This window comes from Acinetobacter sp. CFCC 11171 (assembly GCF_003268405.1).
GTDB classification, from domain to species: Bacteria; Pseudomonadota; Gammaproteobacteria; order Pseudomonadales; family Moraxellaceae; genus Acinetobacter; species Acinetobacter amyesii.
In genome coordinates this window covers 1-21197 of record NZ_LQXP01000047.1, presented here as the reverse complement: position 1 = coordinate 21197, position 21197 = coordinate 1, and the positions used below count along the sequence as shown (strand labels likewise).

Genomic DNA, 21197 nt, shown 5'->3' with positions numbered 1-21197 from the left:
CTTCAAACTTCAAACTTCAAAAAGGAGCCTAAAAAGACTCTTTTTTTGTGCTTCGGAGCACTGCTATTTTCGCAAAACAAAGATGACGTCTGTGTAAGCTTTCATTGGGAAATGATCTTCATCATTGCTGAAATATCTTTTATCCATTGATCAATTTTATTTAAACTTAAATAAATGAATTTATTATTTAAATAATGTTAAATGTATTTTTATCATCACATATATCGATTTTCATTGTTTAAATCCAAACAAAACCTACCAAAGTTATCGGCCAATTTGTATCAAAAATTCTTAATGTAAATTTGTGATACATTTCTCAATAAAACACAACATTACACTACAATAAACTCCATGTATTTCTAAATCTGCTTTCCTATAATAGCAATCAAGAAGATGGAAACATCTTCCATAATAGCGATAAGTAACCCCGATTTTCCTTCCCAGATTTCCCCCAAAATCTGGGAATTTTTTTATCCAAAATTTGCACTAACGTCTCACATTTAACTTCAAGCTCTAATCAAATGAAGCGCTGTTCAAACTAGTCAAACCCTCAATTTTTTCTAAAAACTCGGCAATAAAAAAGCCCCGATCACGGAGCTTTTAATAACTTACTTTAAATCAAGGTTGCTTTAAATACGGCCATGCGGCTTTTAAATAAATAAACATCGACCATAACGTTAAAACCACGGCTGTATAGAGCAATCCATACGCCAACATTTCTAGGGGTTGCCAATTTAGCAAGAACACTGAAATCGCAATCATCTGAAATGCTGTTTTATATTTACCAACGGTTGAAACCGCAACACTGGTACGCGCGCCTAATTCAGCCATCCACTCACGTAGGGCAGACACTGTGATTTCACGTGAAATAATTACAATCGCTGCAAAGGCCATCGAAATGGTCGGTTGCCATTGCACCAAGACGATCAAAGCAGTTGCGACCATCAGTTTATCTGCAACAGGATCGAGAAAACGTCCAAATGCTGAAGTCTGATTTAAACTTCTTGCAAGGTAGCCATCAAACCAGTCAGTGACAGCTGCGATCACAAAAATAGCGGTCAGCAATATATGACGTGACATGCTGGCAGCATGTTCACCCACGCCCATTGCAGGTGGCCAGTACGCCACCAACAAAAACACAGGAATTAAAGCAATTCGTGCCAATGTTAAAATATTAGGAATATTCAGGATTCGACCTGTTGTCATAGACACCCCAGTTTTCCCCTCATGCACGATGAAAATGCAAAATAATTTGAGGATTTATCCATCGTTAGTTGCACTCACTTTATACGAAATGCCCCTCAGTGTCACTAGGCAAACACCGTAACAGTCTGTCGCGCAATCGCTATCAACTGGTTATTTTCATCCCATAAATGCGCATATTCTGTAGCGTAGCCATCCGCGGCGTAGTCGGTAAATACTTTATATTTAAGCCAATTATGTAAGTTTGATTGCAAGAGATGTACATAGGTCAATGTCCATGTTAAAGAACTCGCAGGCGCCATGGTTTTGTACATAGGCAGTACGCCGGGCGGCCACATATCCATCGAGACCATTAGGTCAGCAACAGTCATCTTACGGTTATCATGACGTTCTGGGTTAAAACGCATCCAACCACTAAAGTCAGGCTTTTGACTTGCTGTACACGGATACTGCCCATCTACCCAGACCAAATCCATTTGCTGAAAGCACTGGGGTGCAAGTGGATGATGTTCGGCAATCTTTAAGCTGCTCACTTCAGGAAAATCGGGTGCTTGACGCTCCTGATTGACGGCAATGCTTGATTCACGTGGAACACCAAAGCTCGCCAATAAAATGCTTTGTACGGCATCATCTTGCCAAAGTCGAACTTCGATGGTGGTGACGGATTTGCCCTGTCTTAAAATTTCAGCACTTAAACGCACGGGCGCCAATTGTACTGGCCCAACAAAGGTCACATTACAACTGAGTAAACGTCGCTGCGGATCGGCAATGGTGGCAACGGCTTTGTGCATCATCATGCCAGCCACTAAGCCGCCATAGATCGTACGTCCTTGCAACCATCCTTCTGGAATCTCAACCCATTCATTGTGTTCAATATGTTGATACAACTGTGCGAGTGACATCATCATCCCTGATCATATTTTTGATTTTTATATCATTGTATAAAAATTAAATGATGTGAATGATCAGTGACTCATGCGTCAATGATCATTTTGGCAAATTCAGGATTGACCCGTCATCGATTGGGCTTAGTTCGCGCTATTCATGCAGGATTTTATAAATGGTGCGCGCCATCACATCACCTAAACCCGGTACAAGTTTTAGATCATGTTCAGAAGCCTTCAACACCCCTTGAATGCCGCCGAAATGGGTTAAAAGATCCCGACGACGTTTTGGCCCTAAGCCCGGAATCACCTCAAGTACCGATGAGCCGCGCTTTTTATCTCGTTTCGCTCGGTGTTTGGTAATGGCAAATCGGTGGGCTTCATCACGAACCTGTTGAATCAAATGCAGGGCTTTATGGTCTTCGGGCAATTGGATTTTTTCACCATCGGTAAAGTGCAAGGTTTCCAAACCTGGTTTACGCCCCTCACCTTTGGACACCCCGACCATAAAGGCATCGAGCTCGAGTTCTTGCATGACTTCCATCGCCATGTGTAATTGACCTTTACCCCCGTCAATTAACAACAAATCGGGCAACATGTGCTTTTTATAACGGCGGGTCAGCGCTTGACGCATGGCAGCATAATCATCGCCTTCGGTAATGTCATTGATGGAAAATTGGCGATAGTCGCGCTTTCTTGCGCCGCCCGCATCAAAGACCACACAAGACGCTATGGTCGCCTCACCCATAGTATGAGAAATATCAAAACACTCAATACTGTCAATCGGCCGCCCAACGACTTGCTCTAACTGATGAAAGCGCTCATTCAATTCAAAATGGTCAGCCAGTTTACCTTTAATGGCGTGCTGCACATTCATTTGTGCAAGCTCTTGCCACTCTGCACGGGTTTCACGCACTTTATGTTTGATTTGAATTTTTTTATCAAAGTGCTGATGTAGTGCATCTTCCATGTCTTTGCGATCTGGAATATCGACATTGATGATGAGTTCTGCAGGGATTTCGTCTGCCACCTGAAAGTAAAAATTAGCAATGAAGTCAGAGAGCATTTGACCCAGATCATCACCCTGCATATCAGGGAAATAACTCTTTCCGCCGAGCATTTTGCCATTGCGCACATGCATGATTTGCACACAGGTCACACCAGCTTGATAAGCAATGGCAATGATATCTGCCTCGCCTTTGACTTTATAAATCGCTTGCTGAGTTTGTACATCACGCAGCAGTGCCATACGATCACGATAAAACACTGCCTTTTCAAACTCGAGTGCTTCGGCCGCAGCTTCCATTTTCCCAATCAGCTCTTGATTAAGCTCTTTAGTGTCGCCTTGTAAAAACCGAATCGAGTTATTGACATCTTCTTTGTAATCTTCGGGTGAGATCAACCCCACACAAGGCGCGGAACAGCGCTTAATTTGGTATTGCAGGCATGGTCGTTTACGCTGCGAAAAATAGCTATTTTCACACTGACGCACATTAAACAATTTTTGCAGCACCACCAAAGTGTCACGCGCGTTATAGGCACTCGGATAAGGCCCAAAAAACTTACCAGCTTGATGCTTACCTTTCCCACGTCCTGCGGCAATTCGTGGATAGGGTTTATCGGCTGAAATAAAGATATAAACATAAGATTTATCGTCCCGCAGCATGATGTTATACGGTGGACGATGCAGCTTAATCAGGTTTTGTTCGAGCAATAGGGCTTCCGTTTCAGAACGCACCACCAAGGTTTCAATATCATAAATACGGGCGACCAAGGCTTGCGTCTTGGGATGCTCAATGGTTTTCACAAAATAACTCGACACACGATTTTTTAAATTCTTTGCTTTACCCACATACAGCAACTCACCGTCTTTACCCAGCATGCGGTAAACACCGGGTAGAGTCGTCATATTGGCAAGAATTTTTTCAATATGTTCGCGTGCGTTTTCGTTCACTTTTGCCTTGTTCCATCTTCGATATTGCTCTTTGACATGATGTGATGCTTTTACCTGCATTTTCAAGCAATCCCGCAAATTTATTGTTGCTCATAGCAATGATCTGATTGCTAAAAGCTATTAATGCAAAATTCTAAATTTGCTATGCTCAAAACATCCCGCTTTAGGAACATGATGCATGACGAACGCCAATCCCGCCATCCATGTCGTACACCCGACAACTTCGACGCATAGCACTGCTGAAAAAAACCGTTTGATGGGTAAGCCGCGTTTTCATTTTGAACCGCATGACGTTATGCAACGCCTAAAGCAACGGATCATTGGACAAGAAGCAGCATTAGACGAAATTGAAAAAATGCTGCATGTGGTCAAGGCTGATTTTTCCAGTCCAGAACGACCGCTCTCCGTAACCTTAATGCTTGGACCGACAGGTGTTGGTAAAACCGAAACTGTGCGTTTAATCAGTGAAGTGATTTATGGCCGACCTGATGCCTTTTGCCGTATTGATATGAACACGCTCGCACAGGAACATTATGCGGCTGCCATTACTGGTGCGCCTCCGGGCTATGTCGGCTCGAAAGAAGGCCATAGTTTATTTGATGAAGTTGCCATTGCAGGTAGTCATACCCGACCGGGCATCGTGCTTTTTGATGAACTGGAAAAAGCGTCAACCGAAGTGCTTCGCGGCTTAATGAATGTGCTAGATAGCGGAAAATTAACCCTAACCTCAGGTACAAAAACCATCGACTTTCGTAATTGTATGATCTTTATGACCAGCAATGTCGGTGCACAAGCGGCACAGCAATATCTAGATAAGTTAAATTTTTTGCCCGAAAAAATACAGAAGGTTTGTCTCAAACGCGTGCCGGTCAGCAGCATTATTGAAAAAGTCATGCAACGTAAATTCGACCCTGAATTTATTAACCGTATTGACCGTGTACTGCAATATCAACCCGTTCAAGATGATGCTTTACCTCGTTTGGTGGAGATTGAACTGGAAAAACTTAATCAACGCCTACAACATCAAAAACGCAGCATCAAACTCACAGATGCAGCCAAAGCACATTTTTATAAGAACCATGATATTCGTTATGGCGCACGACATTTAGCACGAAAAATACGGGTTGAACTTGAACCTATTTTGGCGGTGTATTTTTTGAATCATCCCGAACAAACTAAAATACACCTAGATGCACAACTTGGACAATTGGTTATTATTAAATAATTTACTGGTCTTTAAAAGGCATGCTCACATACCTTTATTCAGCATTCTTATATTTATTGAATTGGAACACCAATCGCTTTAGCAAAAGCTTGCGGATCTTTCGGTGAAACCATGACAAATTTGGTTTTGCCATCTCGAAGATATTCAATTTTTAAACGTTTAATGGAAAGCGCAGGTGCCGCAGACAAATCCTGACTTGCACTGATGCGTTGGATATCCTGCAAAGGAATTTGCCAACGTAGAAACATGCTACGGACGTTTAATTCTGTAGCGGAAATTTGATAACGTGTATTGAATATTGGCCACCACAGCAATAACACCGTCAAAATATACACCGCGGTATGAAGAGGATATTGTTGCATCGTGCCTTTGGCATGCATGGTGAGTAATAATTGAATGAGTAAACCGCTCATACAAACAATAAACGCCACCACCCACCAATCTTTTTTTGAACGAAAAACTTGCATCTTATCCCCCATCAACTGCTTTTATTCTATACAAGATTTTGAAGGATGCATCTGCTATTTCAGCTTTTATTTTTGCAGGAAATAAGCGTATTTATCACATTATTTTCAAGAATATGGAGAACCATTTCGCTCAAGTACCGCTATTCATCAATTGTCATTTTTGGCGTTCTTTACGCTCGAATCACGCTTCTTTCGATATAGGTTGTTCCTGCAAACGTTTATAATTCTTTTTCTCTTGATACATTTTAGCATCGGCTTGTTGTACCAAACTCATGGCATCTATATAGCCTTGCTGATGGTCTGTTTGACACAGCCCAATACTTAAACTTAAGCTTGCTTCCATTTCAGCCACCGCTTCTAATAAACGCGGGATAAAACTCGCTTCCACATGCTTTTCACTACATCCCGGCAAGACCAAACAAAATTCGTCTCCGCCATAACGGAAGCAATGATCATCTAAACGTGCAACCGACTTTATGGCCGCAGCAACCGTTTGTAGTACCTGATCTCCACGTGGATGACCTTGTTCATCATTGATCTTTTTAAAATCATTGATATCAATAAACACTACTGTTACGGGTTCATGATTACGCTGTGCGGTATATAAAATACTGGTCAATAAGGTCGATAAATGCCGGACATTTAACAGTCCTGTTAATGGATCGCGCTGTGAAAGTTCTTCCATTTCTTGTGCACGAAACTCTAGCGCATGCGCATACTGTTCCATTTTTTCACGGGAGATCTTCACCTCATTAATCAAACTCCATACATAGGTTTCCACCACCAATGTGGTGTCGAACATAAAGAGCTTTTCCAAGGTGATAATAATCCGCTGATACTGTTCCGTATCATTAAAGGTACGCTGAATTAAGCGGAACAACATAGTCTTTAGGGTATGCACCGCAGAGAGATACAATTTCGGCTCTACACCTATACGCTTATGAACCAAACCAATCCGTAAACGGTTATTCACATAAGCGCTGTCATAGCGTCCCGAAAATAAGTCCAATAAATACTGGTGCTGCGCGCGTTGCAAACGCTTCAAGGTATCAAGATCACCAATCAAAGTGGCAATTTCTGGAATTGAGGTCTGATTTTCATAAAATTCATCGACCATACTGTCGAGTATTGGCGCCACAATTCCACCAATCGAAGCCAGTTCCGCCAGCTCTAAATCAGTCAAGCCAAGCAACTGTTTACGTCGTTCTATATCTTGCATCGAAATATGCATTTGATGCATCAATGTTTGGTTGGTTGCTTTCATGAATCGGATCCCCTTCCCGCCAAATCCTTCCCTTCAGGCGTTTACACAGGGTTTCTATGCAGTAGGTCTGCAATGTTTCCACCGTTTTCACCTTTGGGTTTTGGCTATCATTGATGATGACGCTTTTCTTTCAGCTCAATGGTTTGGCATGGGCTTAAGTTTGGACGTCAACATCATATTCCTCGTCTATTGGCACATTTTTTCTGGCTTATTCTGGTTCTAGCTTATTCTGGCTAACACTATTTCTGCTTTTGCTGATTTGCTCTGCATGATTATTTTTATTCTGCTTGCACGATAACTGATATTTCGCTGACTGTCAGCATAAAAAAACGCCCCTAAGGGCGCATTTTTTCGATATTTATTCCACTTTTAAAATAAATATGGACGTATAAAAATCAGGAAGAACAACCCCAACATTAGGAACCACTTTAAAAAGTAATACAGTGAACGATTGGTTTTTTTCAAGGCTTTGGCTTTTATGCGAATTTGATAGACATAGCCAAATACTTTATTTAAACCACCTGTTTTATCACCGCTTTCATTCGGTGAACTTGCAGCAGTCATGACATTTTTACCAAACCAATGGTTAAAAGCTTCCATCCACTTTGACTTTAATGGTCGTTCAACGTCTGCAAAGAAAATGATCCGGTTCTGATCCGTTTTATTTTCAGCATAGTGAATATAGGTTTCATCAAACACCACACTCTCGCCGTCACGCCATGAGTACCGCTGACCATCGACATCAATAAAACAACGGTCATCATTGGGCGTCAGTAAGCCCAAGTGATAACGCAATGAACCTGCATAGGGATCACGATGACGAACTAAACGACTGTCGGGCGCCAACTCAGTAAACATCGCGGCTTTAATAGTGGGTAAATTTTTTAACAAGGCCGTAGTTTTTGGGCAAAGTTCAGCAGCCGAAGGATGAGCTGAGTCATACCATTTTAAATAAAAGCGTTTCCAACCTGTTTTAAAGAACGAGTTAAATCCAAGGTCATCATAAGTACTCGATGCTTTGATGCCCCCTTTTTCATACAAGGCCTTGGCTTCATCACGAATCATTTCCCAGTTTTCATCTAAGACTTTTAAATCTTTAAAATGCTGCGTGTCGATATAGGGTTGACTCGGCACTTTTGAAAACATGTACATGAGAAAATTGATCGGTGCGAGCAATGTCGAATGATCAAAAAACTGACGATAAAATGAATGACGGACTTTACCGCGTTGTTGGATATAAAACGCAGAAATGACAAAGACCGCCAGGATAATCCACTTAATCATATGAGGACCTGGTGCTAATAAGCATTGTGCTTAATGAAAAATTAACTTTTGAGAACGCGGCGAGTATAGCATAGTGCTCAGTGATGCCTAAATAAGCAGCATAGAACACTGTGTATCACCAAAGATGAATGACAATGTTAAAAGTGAATTGACCATTCTGCCGAAAAATACACTTGCTTTTTTCTTGATTTTTTCTTTCGCATCTCAATCTATAGCTTACATTTATAAAAAAATGTGAACTGAAACATAAGCTTCAACATATTTAATTAGAGCGATAGCGTTTAAAGGCAGATCCGAAGGCTATTTCCAAAAGAAATTTTGATGACCCTAGCGTCACGGCTTGATACAACTTGTTATGTTCTTTTTAGATATAGTTATCGTAAGATTAGCGAGGCATAAAGTGTACGCAGGAACCGCGTACTCGCTTCACAACATCAACTTAGAAGTCCTCCAAAATAAAGGAGATCAGGCATGATCCACGCTGGCAATGCCATTACCGTCCAAATGCTTTCGGACGGAATTGCAGAATTCCGCTTTGACTTACAAGGTGAGTCGGTCAACAAATTTAACCGCGCAACAATTGAAGATTTTAAAGCTGCAATTGACGCTGTTAAAGCAAACGGTGACATCAAAGGTTTAATCGTTACTTCAGGTAAATCTACATTTATCGTGGGTGCAGATATCACTGAATTCGGTGACAACTTCGCTCAAGGCGAACAAGCGATTGTGGATTGGGCATTGCCTGTTCACGACATCTTCAATGCGTTTGAAGATCTAAACGTTCCTAAAGTTGCTGCAATCAATGGTATGGCATTGGGCGGCGGTTTTGAAATGTGCTTAGTGTGTGACTATCGTGTGATGTCAGATGCTGCACAAGTTGGCCTTCCAGAAATCAAACTGGGTATCTACCCTGGTTTTGGTGGTACGGTTCGTTTAAGCCGCGTGATTGGTATCGACAATGCGGTTGAATGGATGGCAATGGCTGCACCGAAAAAGCCAGCTGCTGCGCTCAAAGACGGTGCTGTTGATGCAGTTGTTGCTGCAGACAAACTACAAGACGCTGCAATTGACCTTGTGAAACAAGCGATTGCTGGCCGTGTAGACTGGAAAGCAAAACGTCAAGAAAAATTAGATCCTGTTAAATTGAACATGCTTGAACAAATGATGGCATTCAATACAGCGAAAGGTGCAGTTCTTGCAAAAGCAAACCCTGCTCAATACCCAGCGCCAAAACTTCTTCTAGACTCATTACAAGCAGGTGCAAGCCTTCCACGTGATGAAGCATTGAAAATCGAAGCGCAAGGTTTTGCTAAAGCGGCTGTGACTCCACAAGCAGGTGCGTTAATTGGTTTATTCCTTAACGACCAAATTGTGAAGAAAACTTCGAAGAAATATGAAAAAGGTGCTCACCCTGTCAACCAAGCTGCTGTACTAGGCGCAGGTATCATGGGTGGTGGTATTGCTTACCAAGCGGCAAGCAAAGGCACACCAATCATCATGAAAGACATTGGTAACCCACAATTGGCGTTAGGTATGTCTGAAGCGAACAAATTGTTGACTAAACAAGTTGATCGCAAAAAAATGACTGCGGCGAAAATGGGTGAAACTCTTGCGCGCATCCGTCCGACTTTAAGCTATGACGAGTTTAAAGAAGTGGACATCGTGATTGAGGCAGTAACAGAGAACCCGAAAGTTAAGGGTATCGTACTTGCTGAAACTGAAAAGAATGTTCGTGAAAACACGATCATTGCGTCTAACACATCAACCATTTCAATCACACGTTTGGCTGAAAACCTACAACGTCCTGAAAACTTCGTAGGTATGCACTTCTTTAACCCAGTTCACATGATGCCATTGGTTGAAGTGATCCGTGGTGAAAAGACGTCTGCTGAGGCAATCGCAACGACTGTGGTTCTTGCTCAGAAAATGGGTAAAACACCAATCGTAGTTAACGACTGCCCAGGCTTCTTGGTGAACCGCGTATTGTTCCCTTACTTTGGTGCATTTGACCTTCTATTGAAAGACGGTGCTGACTTCCAACAAGTTGATAAAGTGATGGAAAAATTCGGCTGGCCTATGGGTCCTGCTTACCTCATCGACGTTGTGGGTATCGACACAGGCGTACACGGTGCAGAAGTGATGGCAGAAGGTTTCCCTGACCGCATGAAGCCAGACTACAAAGGCGCAACTTTAACCATGTACGAAAACAAACGTCTTGGTCAAAAGAATGACGTTGGTTTCTACAAATACGAACTTGACCGTAAAGGTAAAAAAGCCAAAGTGGTTGATCCAGTGGCTTACGAACTTGTGGCTTCTGTTGCAACTGCGGAAAAACGTGAATTTGACGCTCAAGAAATCATTGACCGTATGATGCTGACGTTCTGTAACGAAACTGTTCGTTGCCTAGAAGACAACATCGTTGCAACGGCTGCTGAAGCAGATATGGCGATGATCATGGGTGTAGGTTTCCCTCCATTCCGTGGTGGTCCATGCCGTTACATCGACCAAACAGGTGTCGCTGAATACGTAGCGCTTTGCGACAAATATGCGTATTTAGGTAAGGCTTATGAAGCGCCACAAATGTTGCGTGACATGGCTGCAAACAACAAAAAATTCTACGGTTAAGGAGCAACGTGAATGGCTACTTTAAATCCACGTGACGTTGTCATCGTTGATGGCGTACGTTCAGCAATGGGTAAAACCAAAAATGGTATGTTCCGTAACGTACGTGCTGACAGCTTATCTGCTGAATTAGTACGCGCGCTTGTTGCTCGTAACCAGTTTGATACCAATGAAGTTGAAGACGTAATCTGGGGCTGTGTAAACCAAACCCTAGAGCAAGGTATGAACATTGGTCGTAACATTGCGTTATTGGCTGATCTTCCAAAGACTGTTGCAGGTCAAACAGTGAACCGTCTTTGTGGTTCTTCTATGCAAGCAATCCACACAGCGGCTGCGCAAATTGCAACCAACCAAGGTGATATCTTCATCATTGGTGGTGTAGAGCACATGGGTCACGTTGGCATGATGCACGGCATCGACATCAACCCTGAAGCGTCTAAGCACTATGCAAAAGCGTCTAACATGATGGGCTTAACGGCTGAAATGTTAGGTCGTATGAACGGTATTTCGCGTGAAGAACAAGATGCGTTTGGTGTGGAATCTCATCGCCGTGCTTGGGCTGCAACACAAGAAGGTCGTTTCAAAAATGAAATCGTGGGCGTTGAAGGTCACGATACAAATGGCTTCAAAATTCTGTGCGATATCGATGAAGTGATTCGTCCTGATGCAAACCTTGAAGCATTCCAAGCTTTACGTCCAGTATTCGATCCGAAAGGCGGTACAGTAACTGCTGCAACATCTTCAGCTTTGTCTGATGGTGCTTCTGCAATGTTGCTGATGTCTGCTGAACGTGCTCAAGCTTTAGGTCTTAAGCCACGTGCTGTGATTCGTTCTATGGCGGTTGCAGGCTGTGATGCTGCGATCATGGGTTATGGTCCTGTACCAGCAACTCAAAAAGCGCTTAAACGTGCTGGCTTGTCAATTGCTGATATTCAAACGTTTGAATTGAACGAAGCGTTCGCAGCACAAGGTTTGTCTGTTCTTAAAGGCTTAGGCATTTATGACCAACAAGACCGTGTGAACTTGAACGGTGGTGCGATTGCATTAGGTCACCCATTGGGTTGTTCTGGTGCGCGTATCACAACAACATTGTTGAACGTAATGGAACAGCAAGATACGCAAATCGGTCTTGCGACTATGTGTATCGGTTTGGGTCAAGGTATCGCGACCATTATCGAACGTGTTTAATTCTTAAATACGTCGACAAAAGAAACCCCGCTTAGTGCGGGGTTTTTTAATAAAGATTTAATTAGATTATTAACACAATTTATGCATAATACGCATAGAAATCAAACAAAACCAAACAAGAGTTTCTATGAAAAATATTGTGTTACCACTGATCGCCAGTCTTGCATTTACAGGTTGTGCAACAACAAAAATCTCCGAAGAGTCGCGCCAAAAATTAAATCAGACCCAAGCTGCAATCCAAGTAAAACCTGTAGCGATTTTTGTGAACTCATGCCTTTTAACCAATGAATTAGGGAAAGATTTAGTACTCATCGAGCCTACTAAACTTACAAGTGAGAAGTTTATTCAAACTTTTACACAACAGTTAAACCAACATAATGTCACTGTTAGTACCTCTGCTACGCCGTTTATTTGTGGTTCAATGCCTGAAGAACAGCTTAAAAAATACGAATTTCAGGTTGATAGCAATTCTAAAAGAGCGCCTATCAGCACATATCCTCTTCTAAATCAAAATAGCAATATGACTGATGATCAACGTGCAGCAGCATTTGCACTTACTCAGTTTATAGCCAAAACAGATGCTGTAAATTTATCAAATGTTCGAAATAGAAATGCAAAACTAGATATGCCTCAGCTTGATGAAACAACTGTCAAGACTTTAAAAGAATGGGCAAACTCAAACTATATTTTTTTAGTTTCGCTTGATGGATTGAATGCATCTGTAGGAAGTAAATTTGCAATGGGTGCCTTAAGTGTAGGTGTAACACTAGCAACTATGGGTGCAGGTGCTGGAATAGTTACAACATACATGCCTAAGGAAGGTCAGCAATACTCAGTTCGTTTATTAGACTTAGATAAACAAACATTTGAATGGCATAAAGCTGACTTACTTAAAGGTAGAATCTACTCTACTAATAACCATAATTTACAAGCAGACCAAATCCTTAATCCATTGTTTGAAACTAAAGTAAATTAAGTTCAGGCTCAGATATAAAGTTGCATGCTGAGTACAACGCTTTTCAGCATGCAACAACAGAGATTGAGTGTTCAAATTTACCACATTTAGGCTTAACAAGGGTCAGCTCTAAATAAGTTTAAAAATTCATTTCGTTAAAATATTCTATGACCACTAAAAAAATAATCAACATCATTTATTAACCTTAATTACTCATTTGGGTACATTTTATTAAATTACTCGACCTACATATAAGTACTACCAAACTAACTCAAAAATGGTTCCCTTTTTTCAGTTTAAGTAAAGTAAGTGTTGAGTTGATCACCAATCCTTCAACTCAACATCCTACAATTCTTGGCTTAAATTTTCTGCGCCAACAAAGTCGCAAAATGCTGTTGAATCCGATTTCCCTGCGCATCCACCCGATGTAAATCACCGACATTTTCATTGTATTTCACAATGTTCCAGCCCGCATACAAAGCACTTAACTCTCCTGCTTTAAAGCTAAAAGGAAAGTCTGGCTGAGCAGGAATATCAGGCGTATCCATCGCGCAAACTATAAGGTTATAACCATTGATATTTGTCGCTTTCTGAATCTGCTGAATCAGCGGCTTGACTGTATTGGCCTCTAAAAACATCATCACCACAGTACAGCAAATAAAGTCGTATGTACCTGTAATGCTTGGATCAGCGTTTAGATCACGCTGCTGTACATGAATATTTTCAATGCCTTCCGCAGCGATCACCTCTTGCAGCTTGTGCAAACTGTGTGGATTGACATCCCATGCATCCACCTCAAAACGCTGCTCAGACAACTGACTTAAGTACAGCGAATTACGCCCCTGACCACAGCCGACATCCAAAGCTCGACCACCTTGCAAATATGGTGTTGCTGCCAAAAGTTCTGAATGTGTTGGGCTGAGTTGATACTTCTTATAAAAATAGTCCTGCGCTAAACAATAAAAATTCAACTGACATTGCACATCGTCACTCGCAGAGACAATCTTGTGCCACGCCTGCGGTTCGATAAACGGCGATGGTAGGTCTGGACTAAATACATGCGTGGAAAGGACATTTCCAGACGCATCTAACATGGCAAAATTTACTTCACCTTGCAGCACGGTGAGTTTTGCCCATGTGCCTGCTTTAGTATTGTGCTGTTGTTTAAAACCGTGTGGAATCGACTGCTGTGTCCACACAGGGAGCTGTTTATAACAAATAAGCTGCTGCATCTATAGTTATCCCTCATGCGACGTTATTTTTATGCCATACCAATAGCGGAAATGTATATTCACCATAACGGCTTTAACAGTGATTTTAAATCAGCTTTGAATTGAAAATTTCGAATGCTGTGCAATGTACGCTGTTTTTGTTTGTTTTTCTGCGTAACACCATGTTATCCGTTTGTAACATTGGTGGAATATTCACACAATCAAATCCCTCACTCTGTGCCGTGTAACCTAAGCGCTGTTGATAAGGCATAAAATTTACAATGCCTTATTTTAACTAAGTTTTATAGAGTGATGACTATGAACGCGATCAAAACTACTTTAGCTGTTGCTTTAGTTGCTGCTACAACTTCTGCTATGGCAACTACTGCTGTAGAAAAAAAACCTGCGACTGCTGTTGAAGCTGTAAAAGCTCAAGCTACACAAGCGAAAACTGCAACTGTAGCTGCTGCTCAAGCAACTAAAGATGCTGCTAAAACTCAAGTGGCTGTTGCAGAAAAAGCGACTCAAACTAAAACTTTAACGGTGAAAGAAACTACTAAAGCAAAAACTGCTGACATGAAAAAAGCAGTTGTAGAAAAAGCAGCAGCAACTAAAGAAACTGCAGTTGCAGCAAAAGATGCAACTTTAGCAAAAACTGTAGCGGCTAAAGACGCTGTTGTTGCGAACACTGTTGCAGTAAAAGACGCGACTGTAGCAAAAACTGTAGCAACTAAAGATGCTGTCGTTGCAAAAACTGTTGAAGCAAAAGATGCGGCTGTAGAAAAAGCAACTGATGCAAAAGAAGCTGTTGAAACTAAAACTGAAGAAGTAAAAGCTGAAGCGAAAAAAGACTGTGCTAAAAAATGTGCAGAGAAAAAAGCTGAAGCAGCAAAAGCTGAGAAAAAAGGTTTCTTTTCTTGGTTTAAAAAAGCAGCTTAATCGTTGATTAAATGCTAAAAAAAAGATGCCTTCACGGCATCTTTTTTTATGCCGATTTAGACTGCAATACTGCTTTCTGCTAACGGAATAATCTTTTGATAAACAAACTGATTTTTCCCCTGTGATTTCGCCTGATATAGGCAGGCATCGACCTGCTGTAGAGTCGTGGAGTAATTGGACAAATTCAGCTGTTGAAACTCGGCCAAGCCCATACTAAAGCTGACATCTAGCCTTAATTGATCTTTTCGAAACGGCACATGTTCGCAGCGTTCCAAAATTGTTTCACACAACATTTTACCCTGCTCCAAATCGGCACCTTCGAGCAAAATTAAAAATTCTTCACCGCCCCAGCGACTGATAAAACTCGCGCGAGGACTACAATTTTTTAAGATTTTTGCCAAATGCACCAAAACACTGTCCCCAATTTGGTGTCCATATTGGTCATTAATTTTTTTAAAATTATCGACATCGAGCAAAATGACACAGCCTTTATCAACCGCACCCTCTATAAATATTTGTTCTTTAAAGGCATGGCGATTTTTCAGCCCCGTCAACTCATCGCAAAAACTTACACGTTGCAAAGCCAAATACAGGCGTTTATTTCGTGCATATAGCTCACAAATAAACAGAAAAATGATCAGATAAATACCCAATGCCAAACGATAAGAACTGATCCGCGAGAGCATATGTACCTGTGCATCTGACCAATATTCCCCAGCCAATGGCATGGCACCATACCAGCCACAGATCAGCGTCATTAAACCAATCAGCCAGCAAAAAGTTTTGAGGTCGTATTTGATCGCGTAATAACACATCAATAAAGGCAAGACCATGCAGGCATAGAAGATCTGATCATTTGAGATCACATATTGCACGGCCAATGCCACGATCAGATAGCCATAATCTATCCACGGTACATTCATCCAGCGCTGAACACCAAATAATAAACACACCACAGCCAAACTTGTTGCAAATTGCTCTAGAAAATAATCAACAAAGGCAAAGTACTGGTTATCCATCTGAAAACACGCCACGAATAATAGACTGCCTGCAAAACCACTCACGATACTCGGAACAGTTAGCATCAGGGTTCGTTTAAAGCGGCGCTTTTTTAAATGGCTCAGTGCCAAATAGGCTTTAATAAATACCCAAATTTGAAATGCCGAAATCGCACACAGGAGAAATTTATCCTCTAATGTCTTGGCGGGATCGACCATCAGCGAAGCCACAAAGATCGCACTAAAAGCATAGAGCACGATCAGTAAGTCGTGGCTTAAATGCTTCCGCATTAAAATCATGCCATAGGCCGCGAATGCATTTACCACCCAAACAGGGCTAATAAATAATTCATAGGTATAGCCTATCGACACCAATGAAACCGCACATATGGCAAGCCATAGCAGTATTAATTTTTTCATACGCTAAAAAAATCGTCTCTAAAAATGGCGATAAACCTTTCATTCAAAGCCAATCGGTCTAAGGTTAGAATGCTTGCAAGTTCAATACAGCTCAGCTTCTTATGCGATATGGGCTGCTAGCTAAAAATTTATGTTTAAATTTTCGGCGTATTTTAAGTGATTTAAGTCACACTATTGATTAATAGTTGTATTAAATTTGCAATTTAAACAATCGAAGACTGTTTTAAAGCCAATGTTTTTTGCGTTATTCATGCTAGTTCGGAACTCAGCTCCCAAATTGATGCTCGATAGCAACAAAAAAGCCATCCGCTAAAGGATGGCTTTCACTTGTATAACATGTCTCGAAGCTGTGCTGAATAATTTGAATGAGAAGGACTTATTTTAGTATTTGTAATTGTTCCATCAACCAAGCCATGTATTTATCTTGATCCATAAAGTCAGGCGCCGTCCCTGTATCCAAACTATAAAATTGTTGATTAAATTCAATCACAATCTGTTCAGTCAGATGCCAATCTTCAATCATGCGAAAATACTGATTGAAGAAAAAACGGTTCTTGCCCCAATTGTTTAAACTTTCCAAACGTGGATATTGGCGGTTCGCGATAAAGTCGATATAGACCTGCTGAATATCATCAAAAATCTGAATAGCTCGCATGAGCATGGACCTCTATATGATGTAAAACCCTGCTATAAGCCACTTTATCGCGCAAATTTGAAAGAGAGATGACAGTCAGTTAAAGCTTTTGTTTCAACTCTGAACGGTTCTTTTGGCGGATCTCATCCATTTGCGCATTAAGCGCTAACATCTCTGTATAAAGCTGATTAAACTGCTTTAAAGGCGCATCTTCATAGAACATAAATAATTTATTTTTCTTTTCCCATTTATTGGCTTTCAGCACAGCAAAGAGCTCATCAGCCTTCGCCAAGCTTTGCTTTTCTAACTCAAATAAAGCATGCGACTCATCACTATCACGACTGTCTCTTAAACTCTGGGCAATTTGCTGACGAAACACCTGTTTGACCGCCAACTGTTTGGCCTGAGCTAAACCATTTTCCTCTTGCTGTGTGGTTTTTTGCTCATAAGCATCGACCACTGCATGCACCTGCTGCAGCATTTGCTCAGTCTCTTGATATTGGTTTTTTTTATCTTTTAATAAGCGATCGATATCAAGAAATTTATCCCAATTCAGTGCTTTAAGATCACGAATATACTGATTTCGCGCTTCTGCACGCTGCAGCATTTGGCTCAAAATAAAATCCGACATGATTTTATAATCACCCGTTAGCCGTGCATCTGTCACATTAAGTTGTATCGGTTCTTCCCAGTGCTGAGCTTGCTGAAAAATTTGCTCGGTTTTTTCGCGCAAAACCGTTTCATAGGTCGAGAGTTGCACAGCTTCTTTTTGCTGTACTGAATATTGATAAAACATCCATCCAAAGACCAATACCGTTGCACTGGCCAAGACAACAAAGATACGCGGCATAATGAGCTCCGAATGCCCTTTTATTCAGTTTAACCAAAAGTTTGAAGATTGACGATAAAATAGCCATGCTTTTTAAGGAGGCTATTTGAAATCATCAATATAGAAAGTCTTAAATTGCGCATGTCATCAAAACGAAAATTCATGGATAAAACATGAATTTTCGCCTTCTATTTGCTGTAGAGATGTATTCGATTATGGGGTCTTGATCGGATTGGTATTTAACTGACGGTCAATATTGCCGAGATTGATTTGATCACGACTGATTTGCACATTGGTCGCATTTCGGTCTATCCCAAAGGGTTGCAACATAATATATAAACCATTGCGTGGGTCAGAAGACTGCAAACCTGCGGCAATATCTAAAACATGCTGCTGCATCAAAGGCGATAAATTCGACATATCAGGCACTGCTGTCGCAGTGCAAGACATCTACATTTGATACGATTGTTGCATCGACACCTTTGTTTTGCGTATCGCGCTCAAGTTGCATCACCCGTTGCTGTAAGGCTTTACGGCGATCCACCTGCTCTTGATACTCAACAATGCCCGTCTCTGCACGCATTTCACGCTCTGCCATAATGGTTAAAGCAGGCATCTGGATAGCTTTTTGTTCGGTATCCTCAGCTTTTGTAGTGGCTTTTTCCGCAGCCAAAGTACTCATAGCCGTCATTGCTGCGCTAACAAAAACCAAAACGGAAACAGATTTAGGGAGATTCATCATGTTCATTCCGAGAGATTTAAAAATAAAAAATTGAAAAAATTTACACTGCCATTATTGTACAACAATTAATCAACTTACTAGATTGAACCCCGACAAACGGCACGAAAGTACAGCCGATTCAAACCTCACGTTGCTCATTCTAGACTTAAGATTTCATCCTTTATCTATCTATATTGCGGCTACTTTTTCTTTTTTATACTGTCCCGATTCTTAACAGCACAGGAAATGACAAAGCAAACTCTTGCTGCGGATGACGGCTAAAGAAGTCGTTCAAAGTTGCACACGGTTGATGTGTTGGATGTTGTTTTTGGTAGTGTTTTAATCCAGACCATGTTTGCAAATAGTCTAAAATTTGCTGTGCACTCCACCTATAATTTAAAAACAGCTGAGGTGTCGCTAACTCCTGAAATGGAAACGGAATACTGCGATATTCTTCGTCAATGTAACGACGTTCAACGTCCCAATAGCCCTTTAACGTGACAAAATACAGATCCTGTAAAAGCTGGTTTAATTCCGCATGTTCAAATTGAATCAGACCATAGCCCACAATGGCGATGTGACCATGGGGTTTCAATACTCGTCGTACTTCCGCATAAAAGGCAGCAAAATCGAACCAATGAATCGCTTGCGCAACTGTAATTAAATCCGCTGAATGGTCAGCAAGCGGACAATGTTCTGCGCTAGCTTGCTCATAACGCACATTGTCTAAATTGGGTGCTTGTGCCAATTGTTCGGCACTCAGATCTGTCGCTAAAACCTGTTGAAAATAGGACGCCAAACCTTTGGTAAATTGACCTGAACCTGCACCACAGTCCCATGCCAGTTCACGCACGGCAACATGCTGCGAGATGCTATCGACAACTTCAGCAGAATAACTTGGACGTGCTTGTTGATACAGCGCACTCCCTGTAGAGAAAAGATCTTTCATTGCGGGGATTCATTGGTTGTTTTTTTTATCAGTTTAATCGAATTTTTAGGGTCGGAAACTAGCACTTACGTCATAGCTTCAGCGATAAAATTTGAGCTTCAAATATTTACTCAATCACGTGCTGTATATAAAAACTGGTCTGTGCAATCGGGCTTAATTGATCATTCATTTGATAATATTTCACATCATAGTGACCAGTTTTCCATCCAGTCATAGGATAGAAACTCACCCAGTTTTGTTGCTGTTGCTCACTGACTTTGCGTGGCGTAAAGAGCAGCACTTCACCGCTATCACGATGCGTCCAACGCACCATGACTTGCATATGGTTTGGAACTTTACCCATGGTATCAAAATGTGCATACAACGGCTGTGTCACATAGATTTCACGAGGTAAAACTTGCTCTACATCTGTCTGTGATTGATCAGTCACATACGCTTGCCCTGCCAATCGCTGCTGCGGATCATTTTTGGCTTGTAGAAATTCGTCTAACATCTGCTGCGCAAACTGCTGCTTATTTTGAATCCCTGCAAAACTATAATTGGGAAATGCCTGCTGTAAATATTGCCCCAATTGTTGATCTGAAGTCTGCTGAATAATGCTCTGTAGCTGACGATGTTGGCTTTTGAGTTGTTGCTGTATATCTTTAGAATGAGATTGATCCGAGGCATCTTGATCTAAAGCCAAGAGTGCCACAGGATTACTCGTCGCCAAAGAGACAAGCGAGTGCTCAGGTGGCGGCGACGTCAAGCTTGGTTGGTCATTCCACGATGCCGCAATATAGCCCAGTGCAAAACAGAGCAGTCCAAGCGCCGCATATTGAAGTCGCTTCAACTGTCACTCCACGAAACTATGTTCATTTGATTAAAGCCTGCAGCGGAGCACTTCTGTGCCGACAATATATTCACCAGAGCTCATCGTCGTACCCGTGTTAATCACCTGATTTAAGCTAAAGTTAGATCCAACTTTTAATTTAAGCAGACCATTATCACATGCTGCAGTTATTCTGCTGCCCGATTTCATATTGGATACACAGCCCGTTTTGGTCACGGCATAAATTGTTTGCCCTGCGGAAATACTGGTGCTGCACGATGCTGTAATTATTTTATCGAGCGATGATTCACAGGAAGAGCAATTGCCATTATCACAAAGCGCTGCTGCATTTTCACTTTTACATTCATAGGTCACACCATTTTGGATAATGGTTTTAGAATAGGAAGAATCGACATTACTGCCGCCCCCGCCACCACATGCGCTCAGCAAGGCACTCATGCCGATCAAAACAGGAAATAATATTTTTTTCATAACCTTAACCCTTATTTTTTAATAATTTTCTTATAGCCATTGGGCTCATCATCTGGCATCGATTGTATCAGTTAAACTGTGCAAAATATCAACAACTAAAAAACAGCAGACGAAAAAAAACCTCAAATAATGGTTTGAGGTTTTTTC

20 protein-coding genes are annotated in these 21197 nt (G+C 41.4%); 5 read left to right on the top strand and 15 right to left on the bottom strand.

The window, feature by feature from the left end; translation table 11 throughout:
- Positions 1-618 precede the first annotated feature (618 nt).
- From pgsA to uvrC, 3 genes are all read right to left on the bottom strand, one after another.
- Complete coding sequence (pgsA, locus tag AVJ20_RS16395) at positions 619-1206, bottom strand: CDP-diacylglycerol--glycerol-3-phosphate 3-phosphatidyltransferase (RefSeq protein ID WP_078190467.1); 588 nt, start codon at positions 1204-1206, stop codon at positions 619-621.
- Positions 1207-1310: 104 nt separating this feature from the next.
- Positions 1311-2105, bottom strand: coding sequence for a thioesterase family protein (locus AVJ20_RS16390; RefSeq protein ID WP_111885969.1), 795 nt, complete (start codon positions 2103-2105; stop codon positions 1311-1313).
- 136 nt (positions 2106-2241) lie between these two features.
- Entirely contained in the window at positions 2242-4041 is a 1800-nt protein-coding gene (gene uvrC / locus AVJ20_RS16385; RefSeq protein ID WP_111885971.1) for an excinuclease ABC subunit UvrC, read from the bottom strand.
- 178 nt (positions 4042-4219) lie between these two features.
- Here uvrC and AVJ20_RS16380 point away from each other — a divergent pair, with 178 nt between their 5' ends.
- Positions 4220-5266, top strand: a complete 1047-nt coding sequence (locus AVJ20_RS16380; protein ID WP_111885968.1) for an AAA family ATPase — start codon at positions 4220-4222, stop codon at positions 5264-5266.
- A gap of 53 nt (positions 5267-5319) precedes the next feature.
- Here AVJ20_RS16380 and AVJ20_RS16375 read toward each other — a convergent pair whose 3' ends face one another.
- The 3 genes from AVJ20_RS16375 to lpxO form a co-directional block, all read right to left on the bottom strand.
- Complete coding sequence (locus AVJ20_RS16375) at positions 5320-5733, bottom strand: PH domain-containing protein (RefSeq protein ID WP_111885967.1); 414 nt, start codon at positions 5731-5733, stop codon at positions 5320-5322.
- A 181-nt stretch (positions 5734-5914) separates the two neighbouring features.
- Positions 5915-6997: a diguanylate cyclase domain-containing protein gene (locus tag AVJ20_RS16370; protein WP_111885966.1), complete on the bottom strand. Its 1083-nt coding sequence runs from the start codon at positions 6995-6997 to the stop codon at positions 5915-5917.
- 369 nt (positions 6998-7366) lie between these two features.
- Positions 7367-8281 (bottom strand): lipid A hydroxylase LpxO, encoded by a 915-nt coding sequence (gene lpxO / locus AVJ20_RS16360; protein WP_111885964.1) that lies wholly within the window; start codon positions 8279-8281, stop codon positions 7367-7369.
- Between the two features lie 471 nt (positions 8282-8752).
- Here lpxO and fadB point away from each other — a divergent pair, with 471 nt between their 5' ends.
- The 3 genes from fadB to AVJ20_RS16345 all read left to right on the top strand — a co-directional run bounded on the left by fadB (position 8753) and on the right by AVJ20_RS16345 (position 13067).
- Positions 8753-10906 (top strand): fatty acid oxidation complex subunit alpha FadB, encoded by a 2154-nt coding sequence (gene fadB / locus AVJ20_RS16355; RefSeq protein ID WP_078193135.1) that lies wholly within the window; start codon positions 8753-8755, stop codon positions 10904-10906.
- A 12-nt stretch (positions 10907-10918) separates the two neighbouring features.
- Positions 10919-12091: an acetyl-CoA C-acyltransferase FadA gene (gene fadA, locus AVJ20_RS16350; protein WP_111885963.1), complete on the top strand. Its 1173-nt coding sequence runs from the start codon at positions 10919-10921 to the stop codon at positions 12089-12091.
- A gap of 127 nt (positions 12092-12218) precedes the next feature.
- On the top strand, positions 12219-13067 hold the full coding sequence (locus tag AVJ20_RS16345; protein ID WP_111885962.1) for a hypothetical protein: 849 nt from the start codon (positions 12219-12221) through the stop codon (positions 13065-13067).
- A gap of 338 nt (positions 13068-13405) precedes the next feature.
- On the opposite strand, the gene tehB is transcribed toward AVJ20_RS16345, so the two are convergent.
- Positions 13406-14278 carry an SAM-dependent methyltransferase TehB gene (gene tehB / locus AVJ20_RS16340; protein ID WP_111885961.1) on the bottom strand — a complete coding sequence of 291 codons (873 nt, stop codon included), beginning with the start codon at positions 14276-14278 and terminating at the stop codon, positions 13406-13408.
- Between the two features lie 297 nt (positions 14279-14575).
- On the opposite strand from tehB, the gene AVJ20_RS16335 reads away from it, so the two are divergent.
- A complete protein-coding gene (locus tag AVJ20_RS16335; RefSeq protein WP_111885960.1) occupies positions 14576-15196 on the top strand; it encodes a hypothetical protein in 621 nt (206 codons plus the stop codon).
- Positions 15197-15252: 56 nt separating this feature from the next.
- Here AVJ20_RS16335 and AVJ20_RS16330 read toward each other — a convergent pair whose 3' ends face one another.
- From AVJ20_RS16330 to AVJ20_RS16300, 8 genes are all read right to left on the bottom strand, one after another.
- Positions 15253-16614: a GGDEF domain-containing protein gene (locus tag AVJ20_RS16330; protein WP_111885959.1), complete on the bottom strand. Its 1362-nt coding sequence runs from the start codon at positions 16612-16614 to the stop codon at positions 15253-15255.
- Between the two features lie 376 nt (positions 16615-16990).
- Positions 16991-17269: a hypothetical protein gene (locus AVJ20_RS16325; protein ID WP_111885970.1), complete on the bottom strand. Its 279-nt coding sequence runs from the start codon at positions 17267-17269 to the stop codon at positions 16991-16993.
- A gap of 79 nt (positions 17270-17348) precedes the next feature.
- Entirely contained in the window at positions 17349-18098 is a 750-nt protein-coding gene (locus AVJ20_RS16320; RefSeq protein WP_111885958.1) for a hypothetical protein, read from the bottom strand.
- Between the two features lie 192 nt (positions 18099-18290).
- Entirely contained in the window at positions 18291-18497 is a 207-nt protein-coding gene (locus AVJ20_RS18785; protein WP_228157242.1) for a hypothetical protein, read from the bottom strand.
- Position 18498: 1 nt separating this feature from the next.
- Positions 18499-18819, bottom strand: coding sequence for a hypothetical protein (locus AVJ20_RS18780; RefSeq protein WP_228157241.1), 321 nt, complete (start codon positions 18817-18819; stop codon positions 18499-18501).
- 193 nt (positions 18820-19012) lie between these two features.
- On the bottom strand, positions 19013-19747 hold the full coding sequence (locus AVJ20_RS16310) for a class I SAM-dependent methyltransferase (RefSeq protein ID WP_111885957.1): 735 nt from the start codon (positions 19745-19747) through the stop codon (positions 19013-19015).
- A 106-nt stretch (positions 19748-19853) separates the two neighbouring features.
- Positions 19854-20579: a hypothetical protein gene (locus AVJ20_RS16305; protein ID WP_111885956.1), complete on the bottom strand. Its 726-nt coding sequence runs from the start codon at positions 20577-20579 to the stop codon at positions 19854-19856.
- 30 nt (positions 20580-20609) lie between these two features.
- Positions 20610-21050: a hypothetical protein gene (locus tag AVJ20_RS16300; RefSeq protein ID WP_111885955.1), complete on the bottom strand. Its 441-nt coding sequence runs from the start codon at positions 21048-21050 to the stop codon at positions 20610-20612.
- Positions 21051-21197: the final 147 nt, after the last annotated feature.